This window comes from Micromonospora palythoicola (assembly GCF_036689795.1).
Classification (GTDB): Bacteria; Actinomycetota; Actinomycetes; order Mycobacteriales; family Micromonosporaceae; genus Micromonospora; species Micromonospora palythoicola.
In genome coordinates this window covers 15,848-38,916 of the sequence record NZ_JBAGKI010000003.1, presented here as the reverse complement: position 1 = coordinate 38,916, position 23,069 = coordinate 15,848, and the positions used below count along the sequence as shown (strand labels likewise).

Annotated in this window: 22 protein-coding genes and 1 pseudogene; 13 read left to right on the top strand and 10 right to left on the bottom strand. The window is 68.0% G+C overall.

Going from position 1 to position 23,069, the window contains the following annotated elements; translation table 11 throughout:
* Positions 1-213: 213 nt before the first annotated feature.
* A complete protein-coding gene (locus tag V5O40_RS02175; protein WP_332903859.1) occupies positions 214-699 on the bottom strand; it encodes a hypothetical protein in 486 nt (161 codons plus the stop codon).
* 174 nt (positions 700-873) lie between these two features.
* Here V5O40_RS02175 and V5O40_RS02170 point away from each other — a divergent pair, with 174 nt between their 5' ends.
* A complete protein-coding gene (locus V5O40_RS02170; RefSeq protein ID WP_332903858.1) occupies positions 874-1,272 on the top strand; it encodes a YunG family protein in 399 nt (132 codons plus the stop codon).
* A gap of 120 nt (positions 1,273-1,392) precedes the next feature.
* Here the strand turns inward: V5O40_RS02170 and V5O40_RS02165 are convergent, their stop codons facing one another.
* Complete coding sequence (locus V5O40_RS02165; RefSeq protein ID WP_332903857.1) at positions 1,393-1,881, bottom strand: DUF1877 family protein; 489 nt, start codon at positions 1,879-1,881, stop codon at positions 1,393-1,395.
* 144 nt (positions 1,882-2,025) lie between these two features.
* Entirely contained in the window at positions 2,026-2,463 is a 438-nt protein-coding gene (locus tag V5O40_RS02160) for a VOC family protein (RefSeq protein ID WP_332903856.1), read from the bottom strand.
* A gap of 317 nt (positions 2,464-2,780) precedes the next feature.
* On the opposite strand from V5O40_RS02160, the gene V5O40_RS02155 reads away from it, so the two are divergent.
* The 5 genes from V5O40_RS02155 to V5O40_RS02135 all read left to right on the top strand — a co-directional run bounded on the left by V5O40_RS02155 (position 2,781) and on the right by V5O40_RS02135 (position 10,273).
* Complete coding sequence (locus tag V5O40_RS02155; protein ID WP_332903855.1) at positions 2,781-6,338, top strand: NACHT N-terminal Helical domain 1-containing protein; 3,558 nt, start codon at positions 2,781-2,783, stop codon at positions 6,336-6,338.
* 78 nt (positions 6,339-6,416) lie between these two features.
* Positions 6,417-6,596, top strand: coding sequence for a hypothetical protein (locus tag V5O40_RS02150; RefSeq protein ID WP_332903854.1), 180 nt, complete (start codon positions 6,417-6,419; stop codon positions 6,594-6,596).
* A gap of 27 nt (positions 6,597-6,623) precedes the next feature.
* Positions 6,624-7,007 carry an effector-associated constant component EACC1 gene (locus V5O40_RS02145; protein WP_332903853.1) on the top strand — a complete coding sequence of 128 codons (384 nt, stop codon included), beginning with the start codon at positions 6,624-6,626 and terminating at the stop codon, positions 7,005-7,007.
* On the top strand, positions 7,008-9,686 hold the full coding sequence (locus V5O40_RS02140; RefSeq protein WP_332903852.1) for a caspase, EACC1-associated type: 2,679 nt from the start codon (positions 7,008-7,010) through the stop codon (positions 9,684-9,686).
* Positions 9,687-9,886: 200 nt separating this feature from the next.
* Positions 9,887-10,273 carry a hypothetical protein gene (locus tag V5O40_RS02135; RefSeq protein ID WP_332903851.1) on the top strand — a complete coding sequence of 129 codons (387 nt, stop codon included), beginning with the start codon at positions 9,887-9,889 and terminating at the stop codon, positions 10,271-10,273.
* A 228-nt stretch (positions 10,274-10,501) separates the two neighbouring features.
* On the opposite strand, the pseudogene V5O40_RS02130 reads toward V5O40_RS02135, so the two are convergent.
* Positions 10,502-10,741, bottom strand: a pseudogene (locus tag V5O40_RS02130) (DUF7710 domain-containing protein); the annotation flags it as partial.
* Positions 10,742-11,042: 301 nt separating this feature from the next.
* On the bottom strand, positions 11,043-12,122 hold the full coding sequence (locus V5O40_RS02125) for a trypsin-like serine peptidase (protein WP_332903849.1): 1,080 nt from the start codon (positions 12,120-12,122) through the stop codon (positions 11,043-11,045).
* 350 nt (positions 12,123-12,472) lie between these two features.
* On the opposite strand from V5O40_RS02125, the gene V5O40_RS02120 reads away from it, so the two are divergent.
* Entirely contained in the window at positions 12,473-12,808 is a 336-nt protein-coding gene (locus tag V5O40_RS02120) for a hypothetical protein (protein ID WP_332903848.1), read from the top strand.
* A gap of 554 nt (positions 12,809-13,362) precedes the next feature.
* On the opposite strand, the gene V5O40_RS02115 is transcribed toward V5O40_RS02120, so the two are convergent.
* Positions 13,363-13,893: a pyridoxamine 5'-phosphate oxidase family protein gene (locus V5O40_RS02115; protein ID WP_332903847.1), complete on the bottom strand. Its 531-nt coding sequence runs from the start codon at positions 13,891-13,893 to the stop codon at positions 13,363-13,365.
* 224 nt (positions 13,894-14,117) lie between these two features.
* On the bottom strand, positions 14,118-14,681 hold the full coding sequence (locus V5O40_RS02110) for an NADAR family protein (RefSeq protein WP_332903979.1): 564 nt from the start codon (positions 14,679-14,681) through the stop codon (positions 14,118-14,120).
* A gap of 456 nt (positions 14,682-15,137) precedes the next feature.
* Between V5O40_RS02110 and V5O40_RS02105 the strand changes: the two genes are divergently transcribed.
* On the top strand, positions 15,138-15,491 hold the full coding sequence (locus V5O40_RS02105) for a DUF1801 domain-containing protein (RefSeq protein ID WP_332903846.1): 354 nt from the start codon (positions 15,138-15,140) through the stop codon (positions 15,489-15,491).
* A 198-nt stretch (positions 15,492-15,689) separates the two neighbouring features.
* Entirely contained in the window at positions 15,690-16,130 is a 441-nt protein-coding gene (locus V5O40_RS02100) for a hypothetical protein (RefSeq protein WP_332903845.1), read from the top strand.
* A gap of 367 nt (positions 16,131-16,497) precedes the next feature.
* Here V5O40_RS02100 and V5O40_RS02095 read toward each other — a convergent pair whose 3' ends face one another.
* Positions 16,498-17,337, bottom strand: coding sequence for an SDR family NAD(P)-dependent oxidoreductase (locus tag V5O40_RS02095; RefSeq protein WP_332903844.1), 840 nt, complete (start codon positions 17,335-17,337; stop codon positions 16,498-16,500).
* Between V5O40_RS02095 and V5O40_RS02090 the strand changes: the two genes are divergently transcribed.
* Positions 17,321-17,797, top strand: a complete 477-nt coding sequence (locus V5O40_RS02090; protein WP_332903843.1) for a winged helix-turn-helix transcriptional regulator — start codon at positions 17,321-17,323, stop codon at positions 17,795-17,797. The genes V5O40_RS02095 and V5O40_RS02090 overlap by 17 nt on opposite strands.
* A gap of 101 nt (positions 17,798-17,898) precedes the next feature.
* On the opposite strand, the gene V5O40_RS02085 is transcribed toward V5O40_RS02090, so the two are convergent.
* Complete coding sequence (locus V5O40_RS02085; protein WP_332903842.1) at positions 17,899-18,246, bottom strand: hypothetical protein; 348 nt, start codon at positions 18,244-18,246, stop codon at positions 17,899-17,901.
* Positions 18,247-18,392: 146 nt separating this feature from the next.
* On the opposite strand from V5O40_RS02085, the gene V5O40_RS02080 reads away from it, so the two are divergent.
* From V5O40_RS02080 to V5O40_RS02070, 3 genes are all read left to right on the top strand, one after another.
* Entirely contained in the window at positions 18,393-18,905 is a 513-nt protein-coding gene (locus V5O40_RS02080) for a hypothetical protein (protein ID WP_332903841.1), read from the top strand.
* Between the two features lie 191 nt (positions 18,906-19,096).
* Positions 19,097-19,441 carry a hypothetical protein gene (locus V5O40_RS02075; RefSeq protein WP_332903840.1) on the top strand — a complete coding sequence of 115 codons (345 nt, stop codon included), beginning with the start codon at positions 19,097-19,099 and terminating at the stop codon, positions 19,439-19,441.
* Positions 19,442-19,582: 141 nt separating this feature from the next.
* Complete coding sequence (locus V5O40_RS02070) at positions 19,583-19,951, top strand: hypothetical protein (protein ID WP_332903839.1); 369 nt, start codon at positions 19,583-19,585, stop codon at positions 19,949-19,951.
* A gap of 115 nt (positions 19,952-20,066) precedes the next feature.
* On the opposite strand, the gene V5O40_RS02065 is transcribed toward V5O40_RS02070, so the two are convergent.
* Positions 20,067-23,063, bottom strand: a complete 2,997-nt coding sequence (locus V5O40_RS02065; protein ID WP_332903838.1) for a helix-turn-helix transcriptional regulator — start codon at positions 23,061-23,063, stop codon at positions 20,067-20,069.
* Between the last annotated feature and the right edge of the window lie 6 nt (positions 23,064-23,069).

The following is a 23,069-nucleotide window of genomic DNA, read 5'->3' as shown; positions in this document are numbered from 1 at the left end:
GGAGAAGTCGTACCGCCACGTCGGCCCCATCGACACCAGAACGGACTTCACCGCCGACGAAGTGCCCGAGCAGCGGCAAGACCGTGACGGCCGCTCGGCAGGCCAGCGCGCAGACTCGCGGCACGAGCGCCACCTGATCAAGCGGTCCTGGCGACCGCGCCGCACCTGATCGCGGTTGATGAGGATGCTCAGCGAAAGGTAGCAGCGGAAGGATCAGCCGCGTGCCTGACTGACCAGCGCCTGTCTGAGCGCGTTGAGCAGACCTTGGCTGAAGGTGCCGTCCGCGTCCGGCGTAACGAGAGTGACCAGCGACAACCCAGCGGTGACCAACGTCGCCGGGTAGGGCTCGAAGCCGAGTCCTCTTCGTTCGTAGGGATCTTCATTCAGCTGAATCTCGACCGCCGGCTGGCTGGCGGACTGGTAGAGCACTGCGAACGGTCCCTCGGCTTGCTCCATGAGGGAGTACCCGAGATCGTCCCAGCGCCGCTCCATCTCCGCATCCCGCGCGACGTACACCTCACCTGCGCCAGCCGGTACCTGCGCCCGCGTCGTCTCCCACGGCAGAAAGGGCCCGACGTGGTCCCCGCCCAAAGCGACCAACATGTTCGGCCATCTGCCGTGCAGATCGTCCAGCATCACTCGAATGCCAGCGTCGACCGGCGCGGCCGTGATGAGGACCGTGTCGTATCCCGTGATCATCAGCGCTCCGCTCTGCTAAGGATCCATCCGCTGCAGCCAGCGGGATCCCGCTGGGGTGCTCTTCCATGCTGTCGAACGATCCGGCCGAGATCTTCCCTTGACTCTCGATCCGGTCGAGGGCCCACCCTTCACGGAAACGTCCTACGTATGTTTGACGAGCTTGGAGGTCCTCGGATGCTCGACCTGGAGGTACTACGCCCCATACTTCGGGCGAGCTGGGGAGCGGACACCTGCGACCCGCACGACCTGCAGGATTGGCGGCCAGACAACCCCGCTCGGGGTCAGTGCGGAGTGACTGCGCTGATCGTCCAGGAACTGCTCGGTGGAGAGCTGATCCTCGGCGAAGTCTTCGTGCGGGACGCCAAGATTGGTCACCACTACTGGAATCGGCTACCCGACGGTCAGGACGTGGATCTGACGGCGGACCAGTTCCGGCAGGAAGAGGTCATCGTCGGCGGTCAGGTGCAGCAACGGCCACCGGGCGCCCCTCGACGATGCCGTGAGCAGTACGAGATCTTGAGGCAGCGTGTGCTCGCCGAACTCGGCGGCGTACCGATAGCGACCGATCAGTAACGGACCGAGCGGCGGATCGGGCAGGGTGGGCGGCATGACGGCTCTTCCCCGACCAGCTACGGAAGTCTCCATGGGATCGGGCTCCTCAGCATCCGCTTTGGCGGCAGCTCAGTACCCAGTTCAGGTGGCGGTGAAGACCACGGCACGCCCCGCGGCCGCAGCCCGCTGGTAGAACGCCCGAACCTCGACCAGGTTGTCCCAGGTGTAGTCGAAGTCGGCGTCGTCGAGGGCACCGCGATAGTCGGGGTCGTCGATGGCGTCGAACCGCCGGCGCAGCTGGCCTCGGTCGACGTACCGCAGAGCGGCGGCCACGTCCCGGGCCTCGTCCACGGTGAGGTAGACCACGACGTACTCGTCGTGCAGCCGGCGCCCGCCGAGCACCGCATGGCCGAACGGATACTCACCACCGTCGGGTTCGAGGGTGCCGTCGGTCAGGCACCGGTGGATGGCGTCCCATGCCTTGTCGGTGTCGACCTTCAGGCCGTCCTCGGCCCACGACTCCTCGATCTCCTCGATGAGTTCGTCCACCGCGTCGCCGTCGCCGTCATCGGCGGCCGCGAGCAGCGACCGCTCCTGCTCCGGCGTGATCGCGAAGTGCACTCCCAGCACGCAGAGATCCTATGCTGATCTTCACCAGTCGTTGCGGAGGTTCAGCTCGGACCACGGCGCGAAGGACCAGCAAGGGCGACCCGCCGATCGCCGCATGAGCGTGGATGTGATCTTCCAACCTGAAGATTGAGGACCGCGGTCGTTTCAGCGGAGCTGTTCGGCCAGTCCGACGAGGATGCCCTCGGGCCCTCGGACGTAGCAGAGCCGATACCTGTCCTCGTACTGCGCCAGCTCGCCGACGAGTTCGGCGCCGTGGGCGCGCAGGCGGGTAACGACGTTCTCGATGTCGTCGACGGCGAACATGATGCGACGAATGCCCAGCGTGTTCGCCGGCGCATCCTTCGGCTCGGGGCTGATCGGCTGCGGCGTGTGGAATCTCGCCAGCTCGACTCGACCGTGGCCGTCCGGGGTACGCAGCATCGCGACGTCCTGCCGGACGTCATCGACTCCGATCACACGCTCCACCCAACGACCCTCGATCGGCCCCTTGCCCTCCAGCTCCATGCCAAGCTCGACGAAGAACGAAATGACAGCATCAAGATCGTCGACAACGATGAGGACGTTGTCCATCCGCTGGATCATGCCGGACCTCCCGGGTGTCGTATCGCGACAGTGGCCGCGCTCGCTTCCGAGACGAAGCCGCCAGGCCGTTCTCGACATCCCTTGCCACATCTTGGTCCATATCCACATTCGGCGTGCCCGGTACGCCCCCGTACGCCCCCACGTGCGTCCTTCGCCACAGCACGCTCGCACCAGCCTTCGAGCGGGTTCGCGGGCAGGCCGGCAGGAGTATCGAACAGGTGGCTTGCCGTTCATGGCCACGGCCCGATCGCCCGATTGTCCGCTCGGTGACCGGTTGATACAACGAAGAGTGTCCTTTGATCGGCGAGGGGGAGCCGGTGACCAAGCCGCGCCAGGACGGTCTCGCGACCTCGATCGTTTTTTCGGCGTTCAAGCTGCTGTTTCCGAGTTCCGCCGATCGGATCGACGCGATTCGCGACATCAGCTCCGCCATCACCGGCCTGGACGAGAACAGCCGGGCGGCCCGGGCCCTGCCCCGGCGTCTTGAGGAGGCGGCAGACCACATCGCCCTGCGCCTCGAACGGATCGAGGCGGTCGAGTTTCCGTCGCTCGACGAAGCCGAGCGTGACCTCGCGGTCGAGGGCGTCGTCGCGGCGCTGAGGGCGCTGAATCCTACGATGGAGGGCTTCGTCCGGGATGCGGTCACCGAGGAGATCCTCTACGGCCTGCTGCGCCCGACCTCCCAGGAGGCGTGGCGGCGGGCGCAGCTCGGTGACGTCGCCGTCCGGTATGGCGAGATCTTTCTCCGCGAAGCGTGCGCGTATGTCGTCGGCATGGTCCGCGACCTGCCCGGATTCGACAGTGAGGTGGCCTGGGAGACCTACATCACCACCCGCAAGCTCGACTTCATGCTCGAGGCGGCGATCGGCAACGTCGTCCTGCCCCAGTACCGCGTCGACACGCTGCCGGAGGAGAGCCGGCTGGAGGCCGCATACCGCACGGACATCATCACGGAGTACAAGTACGCCGAGTTGATCGGCCTCAATCTTCCGGCGGAGCTTCGCCGGCAGCCGGTACGCGTCGCGTACATGCGGCTGCGTTCGACGCCGCCGCGCGCGCCGTCGTCCCAGCACCAAGGAATCGCCAAGGGCGCCGATCGGGACCCTTTGAAGGTCGACGCGACGCTGGGCCGCGCGGTCAAGGCGGCCGCGGCAAGCGGCCCCGATGGCGTCCGCATCCTGCTCACCGGCATCGCGGGCTCGGGCAAGACGACGATCACCCAGTGGCTCGCGATCACCCTGGCCGAGCAGCGGCTCCCCGCGACACTGTCGCACCTGCAGGACTGCGTGCCGGTCGTCGTCCAACTGCGCCACGTCCATAGCCGCGGCGCCCTGCCGTCGTACGCGAGTATGGTCCGGGCCTCGGCGCACCGCGGCGAGGCGGAGTTCGTCAGCTGGATCCGGAAGAAGCTCGACGCCGGCCGCGCGGTCGTCATCTTCGACGGGCTCGATGAACTGGCGCCGCACGACGTCACCGAGACCATGGCGTGGATGGAGAAGGTCATCGCGACCCATCCCGCCGCCCATTACATCGTCACGTCACGGCCCGACAACATCGACTACGCGAGCTTCGCGGCACGCGGGTTCCAGCAGCTGAGCCTGCTTGAGACGACTCCGGACGAGGCCCAGGAGTGCGTACGCCGGTGGTTCAAGGCGCTGATCAGCGCGAGCTCGCCCGAGGACCGGACCAAGTATGTCGCCCGTCGCGACCAACTACTGGCCGACCTGCGCACCAACCGCAACGTCATCGACCTCAGCAAGACCCCGCTGCTGAGCGCGATGCTGAGCGCCCTGTACGCCAACCGGCTCTCCGGCGCGGCACCCGACAGCCGCGTCGACCTGTACGACCAGGTGGTCACGACCCTCGTCGACCTGCGGGAGCGGGGCAAGAAGGTGCCTCAGGGCGACTTCCAGCTGGCACCCCGGGAAAAGCTACTGCTGCTGCAGTCACTCGCCGCCTTCATGACCGTCCGGTCGAAGGCGACGATCCGCCTGCGGCCGCTGTCGCGGCTCATCGAGCTTGGCGTCGGCGAGTTCGACGCGCGGATCATCGACAACATCACCGAGCCAACCGCACTGGAGGTGCTCGACGACGAACTGAAGGGCATGGTCGCCGTCCGCATGTCCGGCGGTGAGGTGCTCGACCACTTCCTCGACCGGAGCGTGGTGTTCCAGCGCGTCGGCAGCAACGAGGGCCACTTTGTACATCGTTCGATCCAGGAGTTCCTGACCGGCCGAGCGTTCGGCTACCGCGGCGACGTCGACGGCCTCCTGCGCAACGTGGAGTCCCCGGACTGGCGCCGAGTGGTTGCCTTCGCCGCGGGCACCGCCGGGCAGCGGGACTTCGCGACCCGGCTCGTCCGGCGGCTGCTGGCGACGGCCAAGCCTGACCTCGCCTCATACCGTGAGATCCTGCTCCTGGTAGCGGAGTGCGTCACCGCCGCCGGGCAGGTCGACCCCGAGGTGGCGCTCTCGGCACGGTCGGCGGTGTCGGTGGTGCTTCCGCCGCGTTCGGTGGCGGAAGCCGATCTGCTGCCCGGCCTCGGCGAAGCGTTACTCCCGTGGCTCGACGTCCGCGACGACATGTCGGCAGCGGTAGTCGAGGCCTGCGTCTCCGCGGCAGCCCGCATCGGCGGACCGGAGTCGCTGATCACGATCGCGCGACACAGCCAGTCGCCGCGGGGGCACGAGGTCGCCCAGGTGTTCGTGGACAGTTGGGGCTACTTCGAACCCTCCCCCTACGCCGCCAAGGTTCTGCGCAACGTCGACCTCACCCAACTCCTGGTGCCGCTACGCACGGAGGACCAGGTGACCGCAGCCGCATCCGTCCCCACGCTGGTGTCGACCCGGCTGGAGACCGACCTCGGCCGCCCCGACCTGTCGTTGGTCTCGCCGCTGCGTGGCTTGCGCGATCTCGACGCCCAGCGACTGCCGAGCCTGCGGTCCGCGACCGGCATCGAACCGCTGAGCCGGCTGCGGCGGCTGAACCTCAGCCACAACCCGCACCTCGCCGATGTTTCCGCAATCGCCGAGCTGCCGGCGCTGCGCGAGCTGTACCTCATCGACTGCCCAGAAATCGTCGACCTCTCGCCCGTGGGTGGGCCGCGCGGGCTGCGGGTCCTCTGCGTCGACGGTGCTGGCGAGGTGACCGACTTCTCCATGATCGCCGGGTTGCCGGCACTCACCACGCTGTCGGTCACGGACTGCGACCTCGGGTCACTCGACATCTGCGCCGGCCTGCCGCAGCTGCGCACCCTGCGGGCACGCACCGCCAAGGGCGTCACTGACGCGGCGGCGATCGCCGCATGCATCGGGCTGCGCCGCATCGAGCTGCGTCTGGCCGATGGCGCGACGCTGCCGGACCTGCCGCCGCGCCTGACGTTGGTGCGCTTGTCGGGCCAGACGACCACAGCGGCCCTCTCCCGCCTGGCCTCGCTCCGCGACCTGCGGCACCTCGCCATCGACGGCGCGGCGGAGCTGGACTCGATAGCGCCGCTCGGCGCGCTCTCCAGCCTCGCCTACCTGCGTGTCGCCGGTGCCACCAACCTGAGGACGGCAGCCGGCCTGCGGGAGTGCCGGTCGATCGAGGAGCTGGATCTCAGCGGTGCGGGAATCTGGAACCTCGACTTCCTCGAGGGAATGCGAGAGCTCCGCCGGATCACGCTCAACCGGTGCACGTCGCTCACCGACATCTCGGGGCTCTACGGCCTGCCGAAGCTCGAGCACGTCAGCATGACCGGCGGCGTGCACGGCGTGTCGGACGATGCCGTCATGCAACTGCGGCGGGCGGCACCGATGCCGCTGTCGGTCGACCACGATCCGTTTCCGGATCTCTACGACCGGCCATACAACCCGTCTGATTACGACACGGGGTAGGGCCAGGGCAACGGCGCAGTCGGATTGGGTGGTCGGGCCACCGTCGGTGGTCTCCGTACGGGCGCCCACACCTCCGGAGTGGACGGGCTGACCGTCGACCACGTCGAGGAATATGTGGTGTCCCGGGGTTCCTGCAACGACCTGCGCGCCCAACTGAAAGCGGGCACGTTCCGACCGCTGCCGGTGCGGCAACGCAAGATCCCGTTGTCTGGGTGTGTCGGTAATCTGGCGGCTCCGGAGAACTGCCGTCTGGTGTGATCGACGTGTCGTACGTGGGAGGCTGTGGTGTCCGTGGATGGCGCATCGATCCTGCTGGTGCTTGAGGGCGACGATGACGATCGGGAGTACGTCGAGGAAGACCTCCAGTACCTGATCGCCGAGCTGCGCAATCTCCATCTCGACCAGATCGAGCGAGTGTCGGAGGGGCCGCCGCCGCCTGGCACCCGGGCGACCGGTGGTGTGGAACTGGGTGCCCTGCTGGTGGCGGTGGGTGGCAGCGGCGCGACGTTGCCCATGTTGATCGGCCTGGTGCAGGACTGGCTGGCGCGCCGGCGTTCGGGCACGATCCGGCTGAAGATCGGCTCGGATGAGCTGGAGCTGACCGGCGCGTCGGATGCGATGCGGCAGCGGGCGCTCGAGGATTTCCTGCGCCGGCACACGGACGGTTAGATGACCAATCGGGCGCTCGTCATCGCCAACAGCCGATACGAGGATGAGCATTTCGAGGATCTCCCTGCGGCGACGGCCGACGCGGCGGCGCTGGCCGAGGTGTTGGCCGATCCTTCGATCGGCGACTTCGCTGTCGATCAGCTGGTGGACGCTGAGCAGCGCGCGGTGATGCGCGCTCTGGAGGGGTTCTTCGATACCGCCCGGTCCGACGACCTGCTCTTACTGCATCTGTCGCTGCACGGCTGGAAGGACTTGCGAAACCGGCTCTACTTCGTGGTGCGCGACACCGAGCGGGATTTCCCGGGTTCCACGGCTGTCTCGGCCGAATTCGTGGCCGACCGGATGGCGCAGAGCCGCAGCCGCCGTATCGTGCTCATGCTGGACTGCTGCTACAGCGGTGCGTTCACCATCAACACCCTGCGCCGCTCCGGGTCGACGCCCGCAGTGGACGTCGCCGAACCGTTCGCGGGCAACGGGCGGATGGTGCTCACGGCGTCGACCTCCCTGCAGTACGCGCACGAGGGCGAGCAGAACATCCGGTCGAGCCGGGCCCGGTCGCAGCCGTCGGTCTTCACCTCCGCTGTAGTGCGTGGCCTGCGAGACGGGTCGGCCGACCTCGACGGCGACGGGTTGATCTCCGTCGACGAGCTGTACGAATATGTCCACGAGCAGGTCCGCCAGCGCGTGCCTGGGCAAACTCCGACGCTGAGCGTGGACAGCGCCCAAGGCGCCATCTATCTGGCCCGCAGTGCCCGCCACGCCGACACCGACCTGCTAGCGGAGATGCGCGGCGCCGTGACCGATCCCCAGTCGTGGAAACGGATCGGCAGCCTGCATCTGGTCGAGCGGCTCCTCGGCAGTGTCCGCGAGCAGAGCCGTGAGGCCGCGCGCACCGCGTTGCTTGGCCTCGTCGTCGACGTGGACCGCGAGGTGGCCCGCCGGGCCCGCGAACTGTGGCACGCGCGAGGCCTCGGTGACCTGCCCACGGCCCGGCCGACCGCCCGGCCGACGCCTCCGCGCCGGGCGGCCGGTGACATGCCCGTCGGGATCGACTTCGGCACCACCAACTCGTCTATCGCCGTTCTCGAGGGCGACGACGTACGCCTGATCCCGAACCCGGAAGGGGCGCTGACCACGCCGAGCCTGGTCGCCATCGGCGCGGACAGCCGGATCCTGGTCGGCGCGGCCGCCAAGCGACAGGCACTGGCCAACCCGGACCACACGGTGCGTTCGGTCAAGGTCAAGCTCGGCACCGACTGGAGCATCACCCGCGGCGACCTCCGGCTCACCGCCGAACAGGTAGCGCAACACATCCTCGCCCAACTTCGCGAGGACGCCGAGGCGTACCTCGGCGGGCCCTTTCACGGCGCGATCCTCACAGTTCCGGCGTACTTCCGGCGACCTCAGCGGGCCGCACTGGTCAGGGCCGCCGAAGCCGCCGGGATCAGGGTGCTCCGCATGATCACTGAGCCGACCGCCGCCGCGATGACCTTCGGGCTCAACCGCGCCGCCGACGCCACCGCGCTCATCTTCGACCTCGGCGGCGGCACCCTCGACGTGTCGCTCGTCGAGATCACCGAAGGCATCTGCGACGTCAAGGCCACATCGGGTGACAACCACCTCGGCGGCGACGACTGGGACCGGCGCCTCGCCGAACATCTGGCGCACCGCATCCACGAACGATCCGGCGTCGACGTCTCCGGCGCCCCCACCGCGCAGCACCGGCTGCTCGAAGCAGCCGAGGCCGCAAAGATCGAGCTGTCGTCCGCCGTCGTGGCCGACGTCCGGCTCCCGTACCTCACCACCGGCGCGGACGGCCCACTGCATGTGGACGAGACGGTCAGCAGGGACGAGTTCGAGGCTGTCACCCGGGATGTCCTCGAACGCTGTGCCCGCCCGGTCGAGCAGGTCATCGCGGACGCCGGGATGGCCCTGCCGGACCTCGACCACATCGTGCTGGTCGGCGGCGCCACCAGGATGCCCGCGATCGCGGGAATGTTCCGCCGGCTCACCCGCGGCAAGCAGGCCTACCGTGGCCTCATCCCCGAGGGCATCGTCACCGGCGCCGCCCTGGAGGCGGGCGTCCTGACCGGGCATCTCAAGGACGTCCTGCTCCTCGATGTCACCCCGATGACAATCGGCGTGCAGACCCAGCCCGACAGGACCACGACGGTCGTGAAGCGCAACCGCACCATTCCCACGCTCACCTCGACCGTCGTCGCGACCACCCGGACCGGCCAGACCGACATGGTCTTCCACATCGTCGAAGGCGACCATGCCGACGCGGAGCAGAACGCGAGTATCGCCCTTCTCGAACTGTCCGGCCTCACCGCCACGCCTGCCGGCACCCCGCTCGTCGAGGTGATCGTCGACATCGACGCGAACGGCACCGCACACGTCTCCGCCAAGGAGCTACGCGGCCCGCTACGAGACCTCCCTCGCAAAGCACGCGAGCTACTCCGGATCAGAGCCGACCGGAGATACCGCAACACCCCCATCCCCGCCGACTTCTACACCGGGCGGGAGGCCAGCCAGACCGCGATCGACGCCGTCGAACTGGTCGGCAGCCTCCGACGCTCCGGCCGATGGACCGACCTCCGGCACCTCATGCCAGCCCCATGGGACCCTGACACGGCCGACCCGCAACACCGGCACCGGCAGCCGCCCCTCAACTCGTAGGCGCTGCTACGGGACATGCCGAAGATCCCGCCGGTGGTGGCGACATCGGTGACCGCCCCGAGCGCACGGATGCGCTCGATCGTCCAGACCGGCAAGAGGGCCCGCGGTGGCGGACCCTTCCTGGGGACAGAGCGGCGGAGGTCGGCAGGAGCGGCCGGCCCGCTGCGTGGTTGGGTCGTCTCCGGTGGGAGACTCATGCGGTGAGCACCGGTGTTCCGCGTACGGTCAAGGCGGTCGACACCCCGGAGTTGATCCGACTCGATGCGGAGGCGATCACGTGCGGGCTGAACCGCAACCACGGTGCCGGATGGTTGGTCGAGTTCGCTGACCTCGCGGCGGTGCACTATCTGCGGCCAGTGCTGGTGCATCGGGCCGCGCACCGGCCTGAGTTCTCGCCGCACTGGCGGTGCCTGCTGTTGTTGACCGTGCGCGACGGTCAGCAGGTCGTGTCGCTACTTGATGTTCTGCCGACCTCGTTCAAGCAGCTGCCCGAGACACTGGACGCCGCCACGAAGACCGAGGCCGCACACCGGATGGAACATGGAGGCCTGCTCACGCAGGCCCAGTGGGCCAACCTCAATCCGTGACGCCGGCCGGGTCGACGCCACCACCCTGGAACTGCTGCGCGGCCTGCTCGGCGACCACACACCGATCAGCGTCGGCAGCACCTACGAGGTGAGAGGCACGGCAGCTCAAACCGTCGAGGACCTCCAGGCGTTCCTCCCGCCTGCACAACTCCCCGCCTGGGTCAACCACTTTGTTGACGATTAGCGATGTGGGCTGCCCCCAGACACAGGCGGTGTCCAAGCACGATGTCAGCGGCCGTGAGCGTCTGTCTGTTGATCGCGACCGCCGTCGGTCAGGTGGATGTGATGTGACCCGGGGCCGAAGGCGGCGACGTGGTCCGGGATGCCGTGGTGCGCTTTCGATGGCGTGAAGCGGCCTTCACTGACTGCGCCGTCGTAGGCGCCCCCGCCGGGGTACTCGGTCCGGATCCCGGTCACTTGGTGCTCGGCCGTCCAGGCAAGCCCGGCGTCCAGGGTGTCGAACATTGCGGAGGCGTAGAGAACTCTCTGATCACCGGTGCGGTCTCCCCCGCTCTACCCGCCTCCACAAAGGCCACTCACCGCGAGGATCGCCCGGCTCAGCGCAGCCGTCAACCGACTACGCGATCACCCTGCATCACACCGATGCCCCGCCATAGAAAGTGACCCCACCTCGCTTTGCGAGTAGCTCGTCCGACACGCCGCGGGCCCCCTCCAATGGCGACCAGTCGTTCGATCATTTGCCATTGGAGAAGGCCCGCTCAGGTCAAGGGCGCACTACCGGGAGGAGATATCTGTCACCGGAAAACGGTCAGCGAGGGGCGGTGAAGTTGTACAACTCCGACGCGGTGTCGTCGAAATAGGGTGACCACCACAAGGTCGGTGCCGCGTACGAGTTGAGCGTGCTGTTGACCCCGTTGAGGTAGCCCCAGTTCCCGTCCCAGTTGATCAACCACGGGCCGCCGCTGGCGCCTGCGGTCAGGTCGCAGTTGATGCGGATCCGCGCCCCGGACTGGGTCGAGTTGCCGCTGCACCTCATAAGGTTGCCGCCGTCGAACGGCGCGCCGCTCGGGTAGCCGAAGTTGTTGATGCCGACCGTGAAGCCCTGGTGCGTACGGAAGCCGTGGCCCCCGAACTGGTTCACGATGCGGACGCCGTTCCGGGTGTTCATGATGGCCACGGCCATGTCGGCCTCCCAGTTGGAGCTGTCGATCCAACTGCTCCAGGTCCACAGCTCGCGGGCCGTCCAGGTGCCGTGCGGCCGAGGGTTGGCCAGGTCATCGTCGTACGCCGGGACGAACGACCAGTTGGTGGCGAGACTGCTGCCGGGGCCGCCGTGGATGCAGTGGCCAGCCGTCCATACCGTGTTGAAGCCTACCGAGTTGATGACCGCGCCGGAGCAGACCCACGATCCGCCGTCCATGTTGAAGAAGACCTTGCCGTTGGACCGGGCGGTCGGGTGGTTGGAGCCGAGATTCGGGTTGATGGCCTGCGTGGACATGCCCGGGATACCCATCAGGCCCGCCACCGGCGGCACATCCACCGGCTTGGACCGGTTGGTCGGCGCACCAGACGAGGTCCCCCCGCTCTGGGCGAAACGCCGGGCCGCGGCCTTGTACGAGGGCGACTCCTCGATGGGCCTGGCATTGCGCATCCGCTCGGGCGTCCAGTACGCCTCGATCGCCGCGTCGGCAGTCACCTGCGCGCCGTGCCGCTGCCTGCCGGCCGCCCACGCCTCGGCACTGACGGCCGTGCCCACCTGACGAATGCTGTCACCGTCGGCGTGCGGAGCCGCCTGCGCCGGCTGGCCGACGGTCAGCAGCGGCAGGGCCAAGGCCAGGGCCAGAATGGGGTACCTTAGGCGCCGACCACCGATTGTTCCTGCTCTCATCGAACATCCCTCTTCTCGGGCCGTGTGAGATACCGGGGATTACCTCGGTCGATTTCGATTCTCGATTCTCTACGGCTGGTCATGTGGCCATACTGGACCAGGCGAGACATCATTGGACTGCCGCTGTCGAAAAGCAGACAGACGTTTGTCGATACATTTGAGATCCGTATGCATCGATCAGCACCGTAATGTCAGACCCACGATCATCCTGACCGCCGTGGACGGCACACCAAAGCCTGCCGACGCTTGTCGGCTTTGATCAAATGCCGGAGCTGGAAGCCGGAGGCCGCTGGGATCGGTGTGGTTGAATCCAGACTGTGATAACGCAGACAGGAGCAGGAACCGTAACGATGCGGCCCGGATGGTTCACCAGCAAGCGGTACGGTAGTCCAGCCGGGGTCGTCGGATCCGTCGTCGCGTTCGGCGTGCTGTTCGCCTTTGCCGGATACGCGATCATCAAGTCGAGCCAGCTGATGTCGAACAGCTGCATCGGCGACAACGGACAGATGGTCTGCCCGGTGAGCGGTCCGGACTGGGCCCGGCCCCTGCCCGGGGCGGCCGTGTTCCTGGGCCTGCTCGCCGGTCTTGCCGGTCTCCTGGCTGGCCGCCCGGTTCGCACTCCCGCCTTGATCACCGGATTCCTGCTGACCGCCGTCGGCCTGGCCGGCAGTTGGCTGATCGGGTAGCCGCTCACACTCGCGAGGAACAGGCCGACGACCACCGTGCCCAGGCGCGGCGCGAGAGCGAGGCGATCGTGACCGCTGCCCGACGGGAAGCCGAGTCGATCCTGAGCCAAGCCCACGAACAGGCGGCCGGGACTACTGGCACACACCGGGATCCGCCTCTGGCACCGCCCACCCGGCCGGCTACACCGAACGGAAATCCAAGCCCTCCCGCATGATGCGACCTGAGCCGCCGCTCGGGTCCAGTTCTCGCATGCGGTCCCGGACCTGCACGCCGAGATGCCAGCATTCGATCGTGAGCGGTCGTTTCGAAGCGAGGTGGAGCTACTCGACCACCTTGATCGACTCGTCCCGCCGGGGATCTTGGCCGGGTCGCCCGGCCGAGACCGGCGGACGTTCCCGACGAGCTGAAGCTCGTCCAGGACGTCGCGGATGCTATCGGCCTGTCCGAAGCGAACAGGCCGCCTCCCGGCTTGAACGGATCGCCCTTGGCTGAAGAGTAACGAGACCTCTGAGAAGCGGGTCTTGGACGCGCATCGGTTGGCCCGTGCTGTGGATCAGGGCTGGGAGGCCACGGTGAGCTTTGCGATGTCTGGGGCATAGACGGTCATCCAGTGCGGATGCAGCCGGTAGTAGACCACGTCGTTGTCCCAGTCGAAGAGGTCCTCGCCGTAGAAGTCCTTCAGGTACGCAAGCACGTCCGGCCAGTCCGTGGCCTGGTCGCCGTGGCGGGGGTTGAGGATCTCCACCTTGCCGTGCGTGAAGACGCCGAGGTCCTCACCGCGCATATGTGCGGCGCTGACGGCGGGCCGCGCCGCGAGATGGCGCGCCTTGGCGGCGTCGGGCGCCGTGCCGAAGTACCACTTGCCTCGCAGAAAGTGCCCGTCCACACCGCTGATCCGCGGCTCACCCTTCGCCGTCACGCTGGACAGAGCGAGGGTGCACATGCCGGTGAGGACCTGGGTGAGCTGCTCCGCGTTCAGTGTGCGCGCGGTGGTGATGATCGAGCGCAGGTGGGAGGTGGAGCCGGCGAGGGAGGCGTCAAGGAGAGCTTGGAGCCTTTCGAGATCTTCTGGGGTTTCGCGCATTGAGGTCCTTGTCTCTCCGTATCCAACTGTGCCGTGGTCGTGCCTGTCACCGGCACCAACCGATGAACCCATGCTCCACCCAAAACCTGACACCTTGCGTCATATTTCTTCAACTACCTTGCGGACGCCAGCGGACCGCACCTCAGCCGACGCGACATGAATGGCTCCCGGCTGGCGACGCGCACGCACTGCGGCAGCTCCGCGCAGCCGGCGTCCGGCAGCGGCTACCGCTCTGCCCAGAGGACCTCACGGACTTGCATGAGTGCGAAGCCGAGCAGGTTGAGGCCCTGCCACCGATTCGGATCGGCGGCAGCGGGGGCGTCGCGAGTCAGCCCGATGCCCCAGATCCGGTCCACCGGGCTCGCCTCGACCAGGACCCGTTGTCCGGTGCCACGCAGGAACACGCGCAGGTCGGCGTGCTGGCCGAACTTGGCCAGGTTGCCGACCACCACGATGTCGAAGCGGTGCGCGTCCCACGTTTGTTGATCGAAGTTGGCAACCCGGCCGCCGAGCGCCTTGGCCGCGTGCGGGTGCGGGGCGGTGAGGATCCGCTCGGCGATCGCGTCGTCGCCGAACAGGGTGGCCTTGCGCCACATCATGTAGTGCTCCGCAGTGGCGAAGACACGGCCATCTACTGTGAATGGTGCCGGCCACCACTGGCTCAGGCAACCAGCGCCGACGCTGCCGTCGCGCTCCGGCTGGTGCCCCCAGAAGTACAGGAACTTGATCCGTTCTCCGCGCGCCCGCGCGGCGAGCAGATCAGGGACGCTACGCCAGGAACCCAGCATGATCACGAGTGTGCTCGACCAGGACCGCAGCACGCCAGCGATTTCGTCTGCGGCGGGAGTGCGAGGATCTGCTCGGCTCGCCCCGGCCGTCGCGGCTTGTAAGACGCTCGGCGCGCGCCTGGCAGAGATCCGGTCGCCTCCCCTCGGTTGCTGCGAGACATGCCGCGGCCTGAAGAGGCTGACTCTTAAGGCTGACGACGTGCGGTGGTTATGAGCGGCCGAGTCGTAGAGGCAGTAGCGCCGCACGGTCTGCGGCAGATCCGGACGACCACGCCGTGGCGGATCCGTTAGCCTGACTGCGGTGGTCCGCCACCGACTGCGCTTCCACGTGACAGACCACGTGAATCATCGCGGAGAGACCTGAGCAGCTCAGGACATGTCCGGGTGGGGTGCGGCGCACTGTTGCGCCGACTTCATACCGCCGGTGCCCGACATCGGCAGACGAAAGGACATGACATGTCGTCGAAGGACGAGAAGAACCTGACGCAGGTCGCCAACAAGATCTCGACCATGGACGAGCCGACCCGTTCGACGATGCAGCGGGTGCACGACATCATCATGGCCGCGGCCCCAACCCTGAAGCCGCGCATCTGGTACGGCATGCCCGCCTACGCGAAGTCGGCGAGCACACCCGCGCTCGTCACGCTGCGCATGGACGAACGATTGAACCTCGCGATCACCGAGAAGGCAGCCTTCCGCGCGGCAGGCGGCGCGGACGGGGGACTGATGCCGGCCGCGTGGTACTTCGAAACGGTGGATGCCGTCACTGAGAGGCGCATCGCCGAGATCGTCCGCTCCGTGGTCGACTGATCGTCTGCTCCCCCGGTCCCGGAATGAGGGTGGACCACCACCTCGTCCCCGGGGCGGGCCGAGGCAACGGCATGAGCGCTCATCTCCGCACGTCCGGACGGAACCCGGGCCGGCTCAGCGGGACGCTGCGTAGCGCGCGCCTCGCGGCAGATCCGTGTGCCACCGCTGGACAGAGGCCGCGGATGTGATCATGGGGCGGTGACAGTGTTCGCGTGTCTTACCTGCGGCGTGGTGGTGACCGGCGATCTCGTGGAGACGACGCTGCCTGACGAGTCTTCGGCGCGGTCGAGTAACGACGGCGGTGAGGCGATTCCGCGGCTGCGGCCGGGTCAGTTCGCGGTCGATCCAGAACCGTTTGGCCCCCCGCACGTACCGACGGCGAACGATCCGAACGTGTTGGTGTCCAACGGGTCGCGCGGCACCATCCTGATCAACCCAGGCGACGTCCGTGGTCTTGAGCTACATCCCGATCGGCACCGGCGTAATGGCTGTTGCCGGCTTGATGGCCTTGACGGACCTAATCTCGTGTGCCCCAGATGCGGGAGTGAGATCGCGACCGAGCAGTCGGACTGCTGGGTGAGCTGGTATGACATCCGGCTGGAACCGGCCGCCGTGATGAGGTTGAACAATAAGGCTTGATGCTCAGACATCGGTCTATTTCGTGCCGGTTCTACGGCGCTGGGGCTACCGCGTCCGCATCGCGTCGGGCTCCACAGACGTCGGCGATTCTGACGGCCCACGCGAGCTGATCGAGACGAACGCCCCAGGCCATCGCACTCGGACGGCGGCAGGTCCGGACACGGGAGGCCGAGTGGCTCGGTACTCTCCTGCGGGATCTGGGCCACGCCATTGGCTGCTGGTGCTCTCCGTACTGCCGCCATCTCTAGTTCGTCGAGGGTCGCGCGCGTAGCGGCATGTGTGGATGGAGCGGTCCGTCGAGGCAGGCGCTTCAGCGTGGGCGGCGGGCTTCGTGGAATCAACTGAACGACTGCTGCTCGGTCCTTGGCTAATCATCGGTCCTGTTAATGATCAAATTGCGTAGCGTGTCGGCCAGTTGGCGGGCGGCGTTCCGGTCGAAGGCCGGGCCGGTGATGTCGATCATGCGATCTACCCGGAAGGCGGACAGCGCGGGGCGTGGTGGTGTGTCGATCCGTTCGATGATCGGCTGGATCGCTTTGTCGACTGGCGTGGCGAACACCTTTGTGATGATGCTTAACGCGGTGCGGGTTGGTTGCCTGAATGGTTCGGCGAGTCCGGTTTTCACGAACAACGGGTTGTGTAGTACGTACCGGACGGGACTATCGGAATGCTCGTCGGTGAAGGCGACGCCGAGTAGGTCGTTGGCGCGGGCGCCTTGCATGGTGGCAGCAAGGGGCCGGTACTGTCTGCGGAGTTGAAGGTCGTCCCAGTGCAGCCAGCCCCCCTTGCCGCCTGTGCCGCACAGGTTCACGATCACTGGGTGTGGTGCTCGTTCCAGCGCGGTGCGCAGCTCGTTGGCGAGCAGGAACCGGCTGAGCACGTACAGTGCGAAGGTGCGCTCGACTCCCTCGGCGGTTTCCTGACGCCTGATCTGGTAGCGGAAGGCGCCGAGTACGAGGGCGTCGATGCTCGGGTACCGCGTGCGGAGCTGATCGGCGAGCCGGATGGTCACTGTCGGCGAGCTGAGGTCGGCGGGCAGAAATGAGCACCGGTCGCTGGCGCTGAGCCGATTCGCTTCGGCGAGTAGCGCTTCACCCTTGTTCTGGTTCGTTCCGATGACGACGACTCGGTCGCCTCGGGTCAGATAGTGCTGAGCCAGCGCCTTACCGATTCCCTGGGTTCCGCCGGTGATGACCAAAGTGCGCACCAGATGCTCCTTCTATCTGCCGGGTACGCTCGATCGTCGGTGGACGGCCCGCACGGCGAAAGAGGGAACATCGATGTCTCCGCTCATCCCAGTTCCGGTCTCCGCGCAGGACCGATCCTTGTGCGCCGCAGCGGACGTACTACGGCGCATCGGAGACAAGTGGAGCGTGTTGCTGATGGCAGTGCTCGCAGAACGGCCATACGGCTTCAACGAACTCGACCGGGCCGTGGACGGGTTGAGCCGGCGGATCCTCACCCGCACCTTGCGGGCGCTGGTGCGCGATGGCCTGGTAAACCGGATACCGCGCCCCGGCCCTGCCGCACGCGTCGACTACTCGCTCAGCGACCTGGGCCGCTCATTCCTGCCCCTCATCATCGCGGTCGGCCACTGGGCGGAGGACCACGAACACGACATCCGTAACGCCCGCGCCCGCCACGACGCCGAAAACCACGCTTGTTGATAAGGGCATCCGCGTCTCGGCCGCGCGAATAGCGGCCAGCGCTGACGTCACCTTCAGTAACGAGCGCTTCGCGGCAATGAGTATCTGGTGCCCTCGGCCGGCTAGTTCAGCTGTCGTGCGCTTGCCAGAGAGCCGATCTTCTCGACGAGAGCCACAGGTATCAGAAAGGCGATGTCCCACGCCTCGTCGTCATGTCCGATCAACACCGTCGCGATCTCAGGATCTGCCTCCTCGCCGGGAGCACACCAAAAGACCCTGCCGCCGGCGCTTACTCCAGCCGCGATCGACCTACGTTGGTCCCACGCGGCGGCCCGGACGCCGCGCAGCTTGGCCAGATCCTCGAAGGCTGCCCAGACGTTCAGCTCCCAGTCGTCACCGCCTTGAAGCTTGAGTACCACCTCGTGCGGTGGACCCGCGACGCCCAGCGTCACGTCAATGACCGGTTGCATGCGGCGATCATAAGCCGCGAAGCGGCGCACCTGGACTGGCAAGAGCGGGTCCTCCCTGACCAAGTGGACGCACAGAGCGTGACGACCTCAGTGGGCGGTGAGCGCCATCAGCGGCATGAGCGGGCGTTCTGGTGGATCATCGGAGCATGGTCGGACCGACTCCGTCGATGGCGCACGTCCCCCTGCGCGAGGTACTACCGCGTGACTACCTGAACGCTGAAGGCGAGCTGCGAAGGTTGGCGAACGAACTCGACTGCCACCCGGCGGCTGCCGACCGCACGGTATGGCATTGGTATCCGGACCGGACGGAGCCCCCGCAGACCTCGACCAGAGGTTCTTACCTGCTGCTCGTGGACACGGCGATCACTTTGTACAACACCCGTGACGACTGGCTCGAACTCACGCTCGACATCGCCTGGCTGACGCCCCCGAAGCTCACCGTGGGCGCGGCGGTGGAGGTGGCGTGCTGGTGCCCGCAGGACCACAACATGCACCAAGTGCGTCAGGCGGAGTGGCACGTGGTAAACAGCCAGGAACTTGTCGAGGCGTTCGCCACCGGCACGGCGATGTTGATGGACGTCCTCGCGTCGGGCCCATTCCAACCGCATCCTTGGCGAGTCCAGGCAGGCCTCCCTGATGCGCCCGAGAACAGCCGGTAGCCGACCGTCCGCTCACCGGCTACTCATCTACTGGGGCTGCGACCGGGAGTTGAGCTGGACGCCGAGGAAAGCGGTCACCGTCTGGACCGCCCGGTCGGCGGCAGCAGCGTGCATTCGCTGGCCGGAGGTGTGACCGTGTCGAAGCCGGGCAGGTCAGCAGAGACGCTTCTACGGTCGCTAGTGTCGTGATCATGATTGATCGTCACGGTGGCGCCTGGACGCTGCACCGACGCGACGGCGGCGGGGTACTTGCTGAGCTCGTGGTGAACGGTGGCGACTTCCCGTGGTTGAACGCTCGTGTCGACCCGGGGGAAGGACTGGCGCAGTTTCGGCCGCTGTTCGCCGAGGAACTGCGGCTGCTCGACGCCATCGATGAGGATGTCGAGTCCTGGGAGCGCGCGTACGAGGCCGTCCGGAACGCCGTGACGCTTCGGTACCCGGATGGCCAGGAGGTTCCTGAGTTTCTTCTCCACCTCGACGGCGACGAGGCGTGGTGGCGGTGGAGCGACGAGCCGTTCGACGAGCAGAATGCCTAACCAGCGCCCCGCTCGACCACTACTTGATCCGTACCGCTGGCCATGAAGGTTCCTGCGGAACCACTGAGGCTCGCCGGCGCGCGCCGGGCTGTCGGGCTGTCGGGTTGTCGGGCTGTCGGGCTGTCGGCATACCATCCCGTGATGGCTTCCAAGACCCTGCTGGCACGCGGTGGACTCACCTATGTCGATCGTCGTGACTTCACCCGCGGCGATTCACCGCGCGTGGTCAAGCGGATGCGCTGGCCGTCAGTACGCCTCTGGGTCGAGGACAGCACATTGACTTTTTCGTCGCGGGCCGGCTCGGACGTGCTGCAACACACTGAGGTGACCGCATTGCCACACGGGCCGATCGTGGGCAGGCACTGGGCCCTTGCGCTCGCGGTGTCCTTCGGGACCGCAGAACGTGATCACGTTCTGCTTTTCTGGACTCCTCGTGCGCGTTCAGTCCTTCGGGAACTGGCTCGGCTCGGGTGGGATGCCGACCCGCGCGCAGACGACTTCGTAACATAGTCGAACACGTCCGAGTACACGCATCTCGACGTGACCGCGCCTGGAGTCGGTCGGCGATGTGACCACGCTGCGTCATCCGTGGCGGTTCGGCGGCGACCTGGGCTTGAACCTCGCGTCATGACGACTGTGCCGAGGCGAGCCCGCCGAGGTGGAGGCGGCGTACCAGGGCGGCCCGGTTGGTGACGCCCATCTTGGCGTACACGTGGGACAGGTGCATCTCCACGGTCTTCTGGGTGACGAACAGACGGGCTGCCACCTGCCGGTTGGTCAGCCCTTCGCTGACCAGGGCCGCCACCTGGGTTTCCCGCCGGGTCAGGGTCGGCGAGCCGCCTTGGCGGCGGGGCCGCCGGGCGCCGCCCGAGCGGCCTGCCAGCAGCCGCCGTCGCTCGGTGTTCACCTGGCGGGTGAAGAGACCGGCGCCGCAGCGGTCGAAGATCTCCTCGGCCAGCCGCAGCGTCGCGACGGCCCGATCCGGGTCGCCGTCGGCCACCAGCGCTCTCGCGGCCACGATGTGGGCCTGCGCGGCGTCCATCGGCATTCGGACCCGCGTGAGCGTCTCTGCGGCGGCTGCCGCCGCCCCGGCGGCGGCGGCGGGGTCCCGCAGCGCCAGCACCCGGGCCCTCGCGGACGCGGCCAGCGCACTGCGGCCCGGCCGACCGAGTCGCTCGGCCAACTGGTACGCGCGCTGCGCCCACTCCGCCGCTGCGTCCGGATCGCCCTCGGCCAGGGTGGCCCGGGTCAACAGCTCGTACCAGCCGACCTGCGCCCAGGGTTCGAGTTCGGGCAGTCCGGCGGACGCGGCCACGGCCAGGCACCCGGCGGTATCCCCCAGCGCGAGCAGCGTCTCGGCGTTCGCGCTCAGCGCCAGCCTGCCCGGCCAGCCGGAGGCGGGCAGGTCCAGAGTGTACGGAACCACGGCTGGTTCGACCTCTTCGGTTCCGCTCCAGACGGTCAGCAGTCGACCCATCGCCTCGGCCGCGACGTGCAGTTCGCGGAACTGTGTGCCGGACGCCAGTCGTAGCACCTCGGCGCAGTCGGCGGATGCCTCCGCCAGCCGCCCGGCGCACCGGTGGGCCAGGCTCCGGGTGCACAACAGGTGCAGCAGGGAAAAGTAGCTCCGGGCTCCGGGCGAGACATCGATGGCCCGGCTGAGGTGGTGCACCGCGGCGTCGGAGCGGTCCAGCAGGATCTCGCTCCAGCCGACCCAGAGGGCGCTCTCCGGCTCGTCACCGAGTTCGGCGTCCAGCGTGGTGTTGAGCTGTAACGCGGCCTGGTTGGTCTCGCCGCCGGCGGCGCGGTTACCCCGCAGGTGGCTCGCCGCCGCGAGCAGACCCAACGCGTGCGCCCGTACCGCCCCCGGGATGGTCGTGGCGCGGCGGGCGGCGCCCAACGCGGCTGCCGCCCACCGGCGTGCCTGCCCGGCCCGGCCGCTGGTCAGTTCCACCGCACCGAGCGCGAGTGCCAGCGCCGCCCAGTCCGCCGGTTGAGCCTCGTGGGGTCGCGTCAGACCGCTGCGTAGCAACGCCGCCGCTGCCCCGTGCCGGCCGAGTTGGCGTTCGACCTGGGCGCAGAGCAGGCTCGCCGTGGTGCGGTACGCGGACGGGCGCTTGTCGAGCAGCCGCAGGGCGTCGTGCAGTACCGCTCGGGCGGCTCTCGGGTGGCCGGCTGCGGCCAGCGCCTGGCCGAGTCGCACCGTGAGCATCACGCGGGACTCGCTGGGGTTCGTGCTGCTCGGCGAGAGCCGGATCGCGGCACCCAGCCACCGGACGGCGGTGTGCGGGGCGCGGTCGAGCACGGCGGTGGCCGCCTCGCTGAGTACCTCGACGGCGACCATGTCGCCCGGCACCGCCAACCGCAGCAGGTGTGGTGCCTGGGCGACGGCGCTGCTCCGGCGGCGACGTAGTTCCGCCAGCGCGCGGGCGTGCGCGGTCAGGCGCCAGCCGGCGTCGGTGGTGAGGTACGCCGCGTGTTGGACCACGGGATGTCGGAAGGCGAAGCACCCACTGCCGGTCACTGGGCGCAGCAGGTCGGCGGCGACGAGTTCGTCGATGGCGGCCGGCACCTGTTCGGCGGCAGTCCCGGCTACCTCGGCGAGCAGGCCGGTGTCGACCGGTTCGGGCCCGAGCACCGCTGCGGCCGAGGCCACCAGGTGGGCCGTGCGGGACAGCAGTTCGAGTTCGGCGGCCAACGCGGCCTCAACCTCGGCTGGGAGCGCTCCCAGCTCCACGTGTTCACTCGCCGGGCCGTGCGGTAGCGCGCCGGCCAGCAACGCCGACAGGTACTGCGGGTTGCCCTCCGACAGTTCGTGCAGCACGGCACGCTGACCAGCCGACAGCGGTAACTCGGTCAACTCGTCGAGGTGCGCCCGTTCCAGCGGTGTCACCCCGATGCGGGTTACCTGTCCGGCGGTGTCCAACGCCAGCCGCAGCCTGGCCGGCGACTGACGGCGGCGATGCGCGATCACCAGCAGCAACGGCGTACGCAGGGGCGCGTCGAGCAGGTGGCAGACCAGGTCGATGGTGGCCCGGTCGCCGTTGTGCAGGTCGTCGATCGTGATCAGCAGCGGCCGTTCCGCGGCCAGCGTCTCCAGCAACAGCCGTACGGCGCGCAACTGCCGGGCGCCCGCCGGCGCCCCGGCCGGCGCCAGTGAGCGGGCGCCCGGCAGGCGCAGCGACGGAAAGGTGTCGTTGAGCAGTTGCGCGTGATCGGAGCGGAGTTCGGCCAACCGGGCCTGGGAGACCTGGGGCAGGTACGGGTCCAGCGCGTCGACGATCGCCGCCATCGGCACGTCCGAACCGGGTACCGGTGCCCGGCCGGCGAGCACCTGTACTCGGTGTTCTCGTGCCACTGCGGCCACCTGGTCCAACAGCCGGCTCTTACCGATCCCCGGCTCCCCCGTCACCTCGACGATTCGTCCCGTGCCGTCGAGTAGGGCGGCCACGGCCGCGGCCAGCGCCGCGCTCTCCCGTTCCCGGCCCACCAACGGCCGGCGGTGCTCGTCGGCCACCGCCGGCGGGCCGGGCGGCAGGGACGACAACGCCCAGCCTGCCGGTCGGGACAGCTCCGACCTCCGCTGGTGCCGATGGCCGGAACGAATCGAGGACCGGGTCAATGTGTG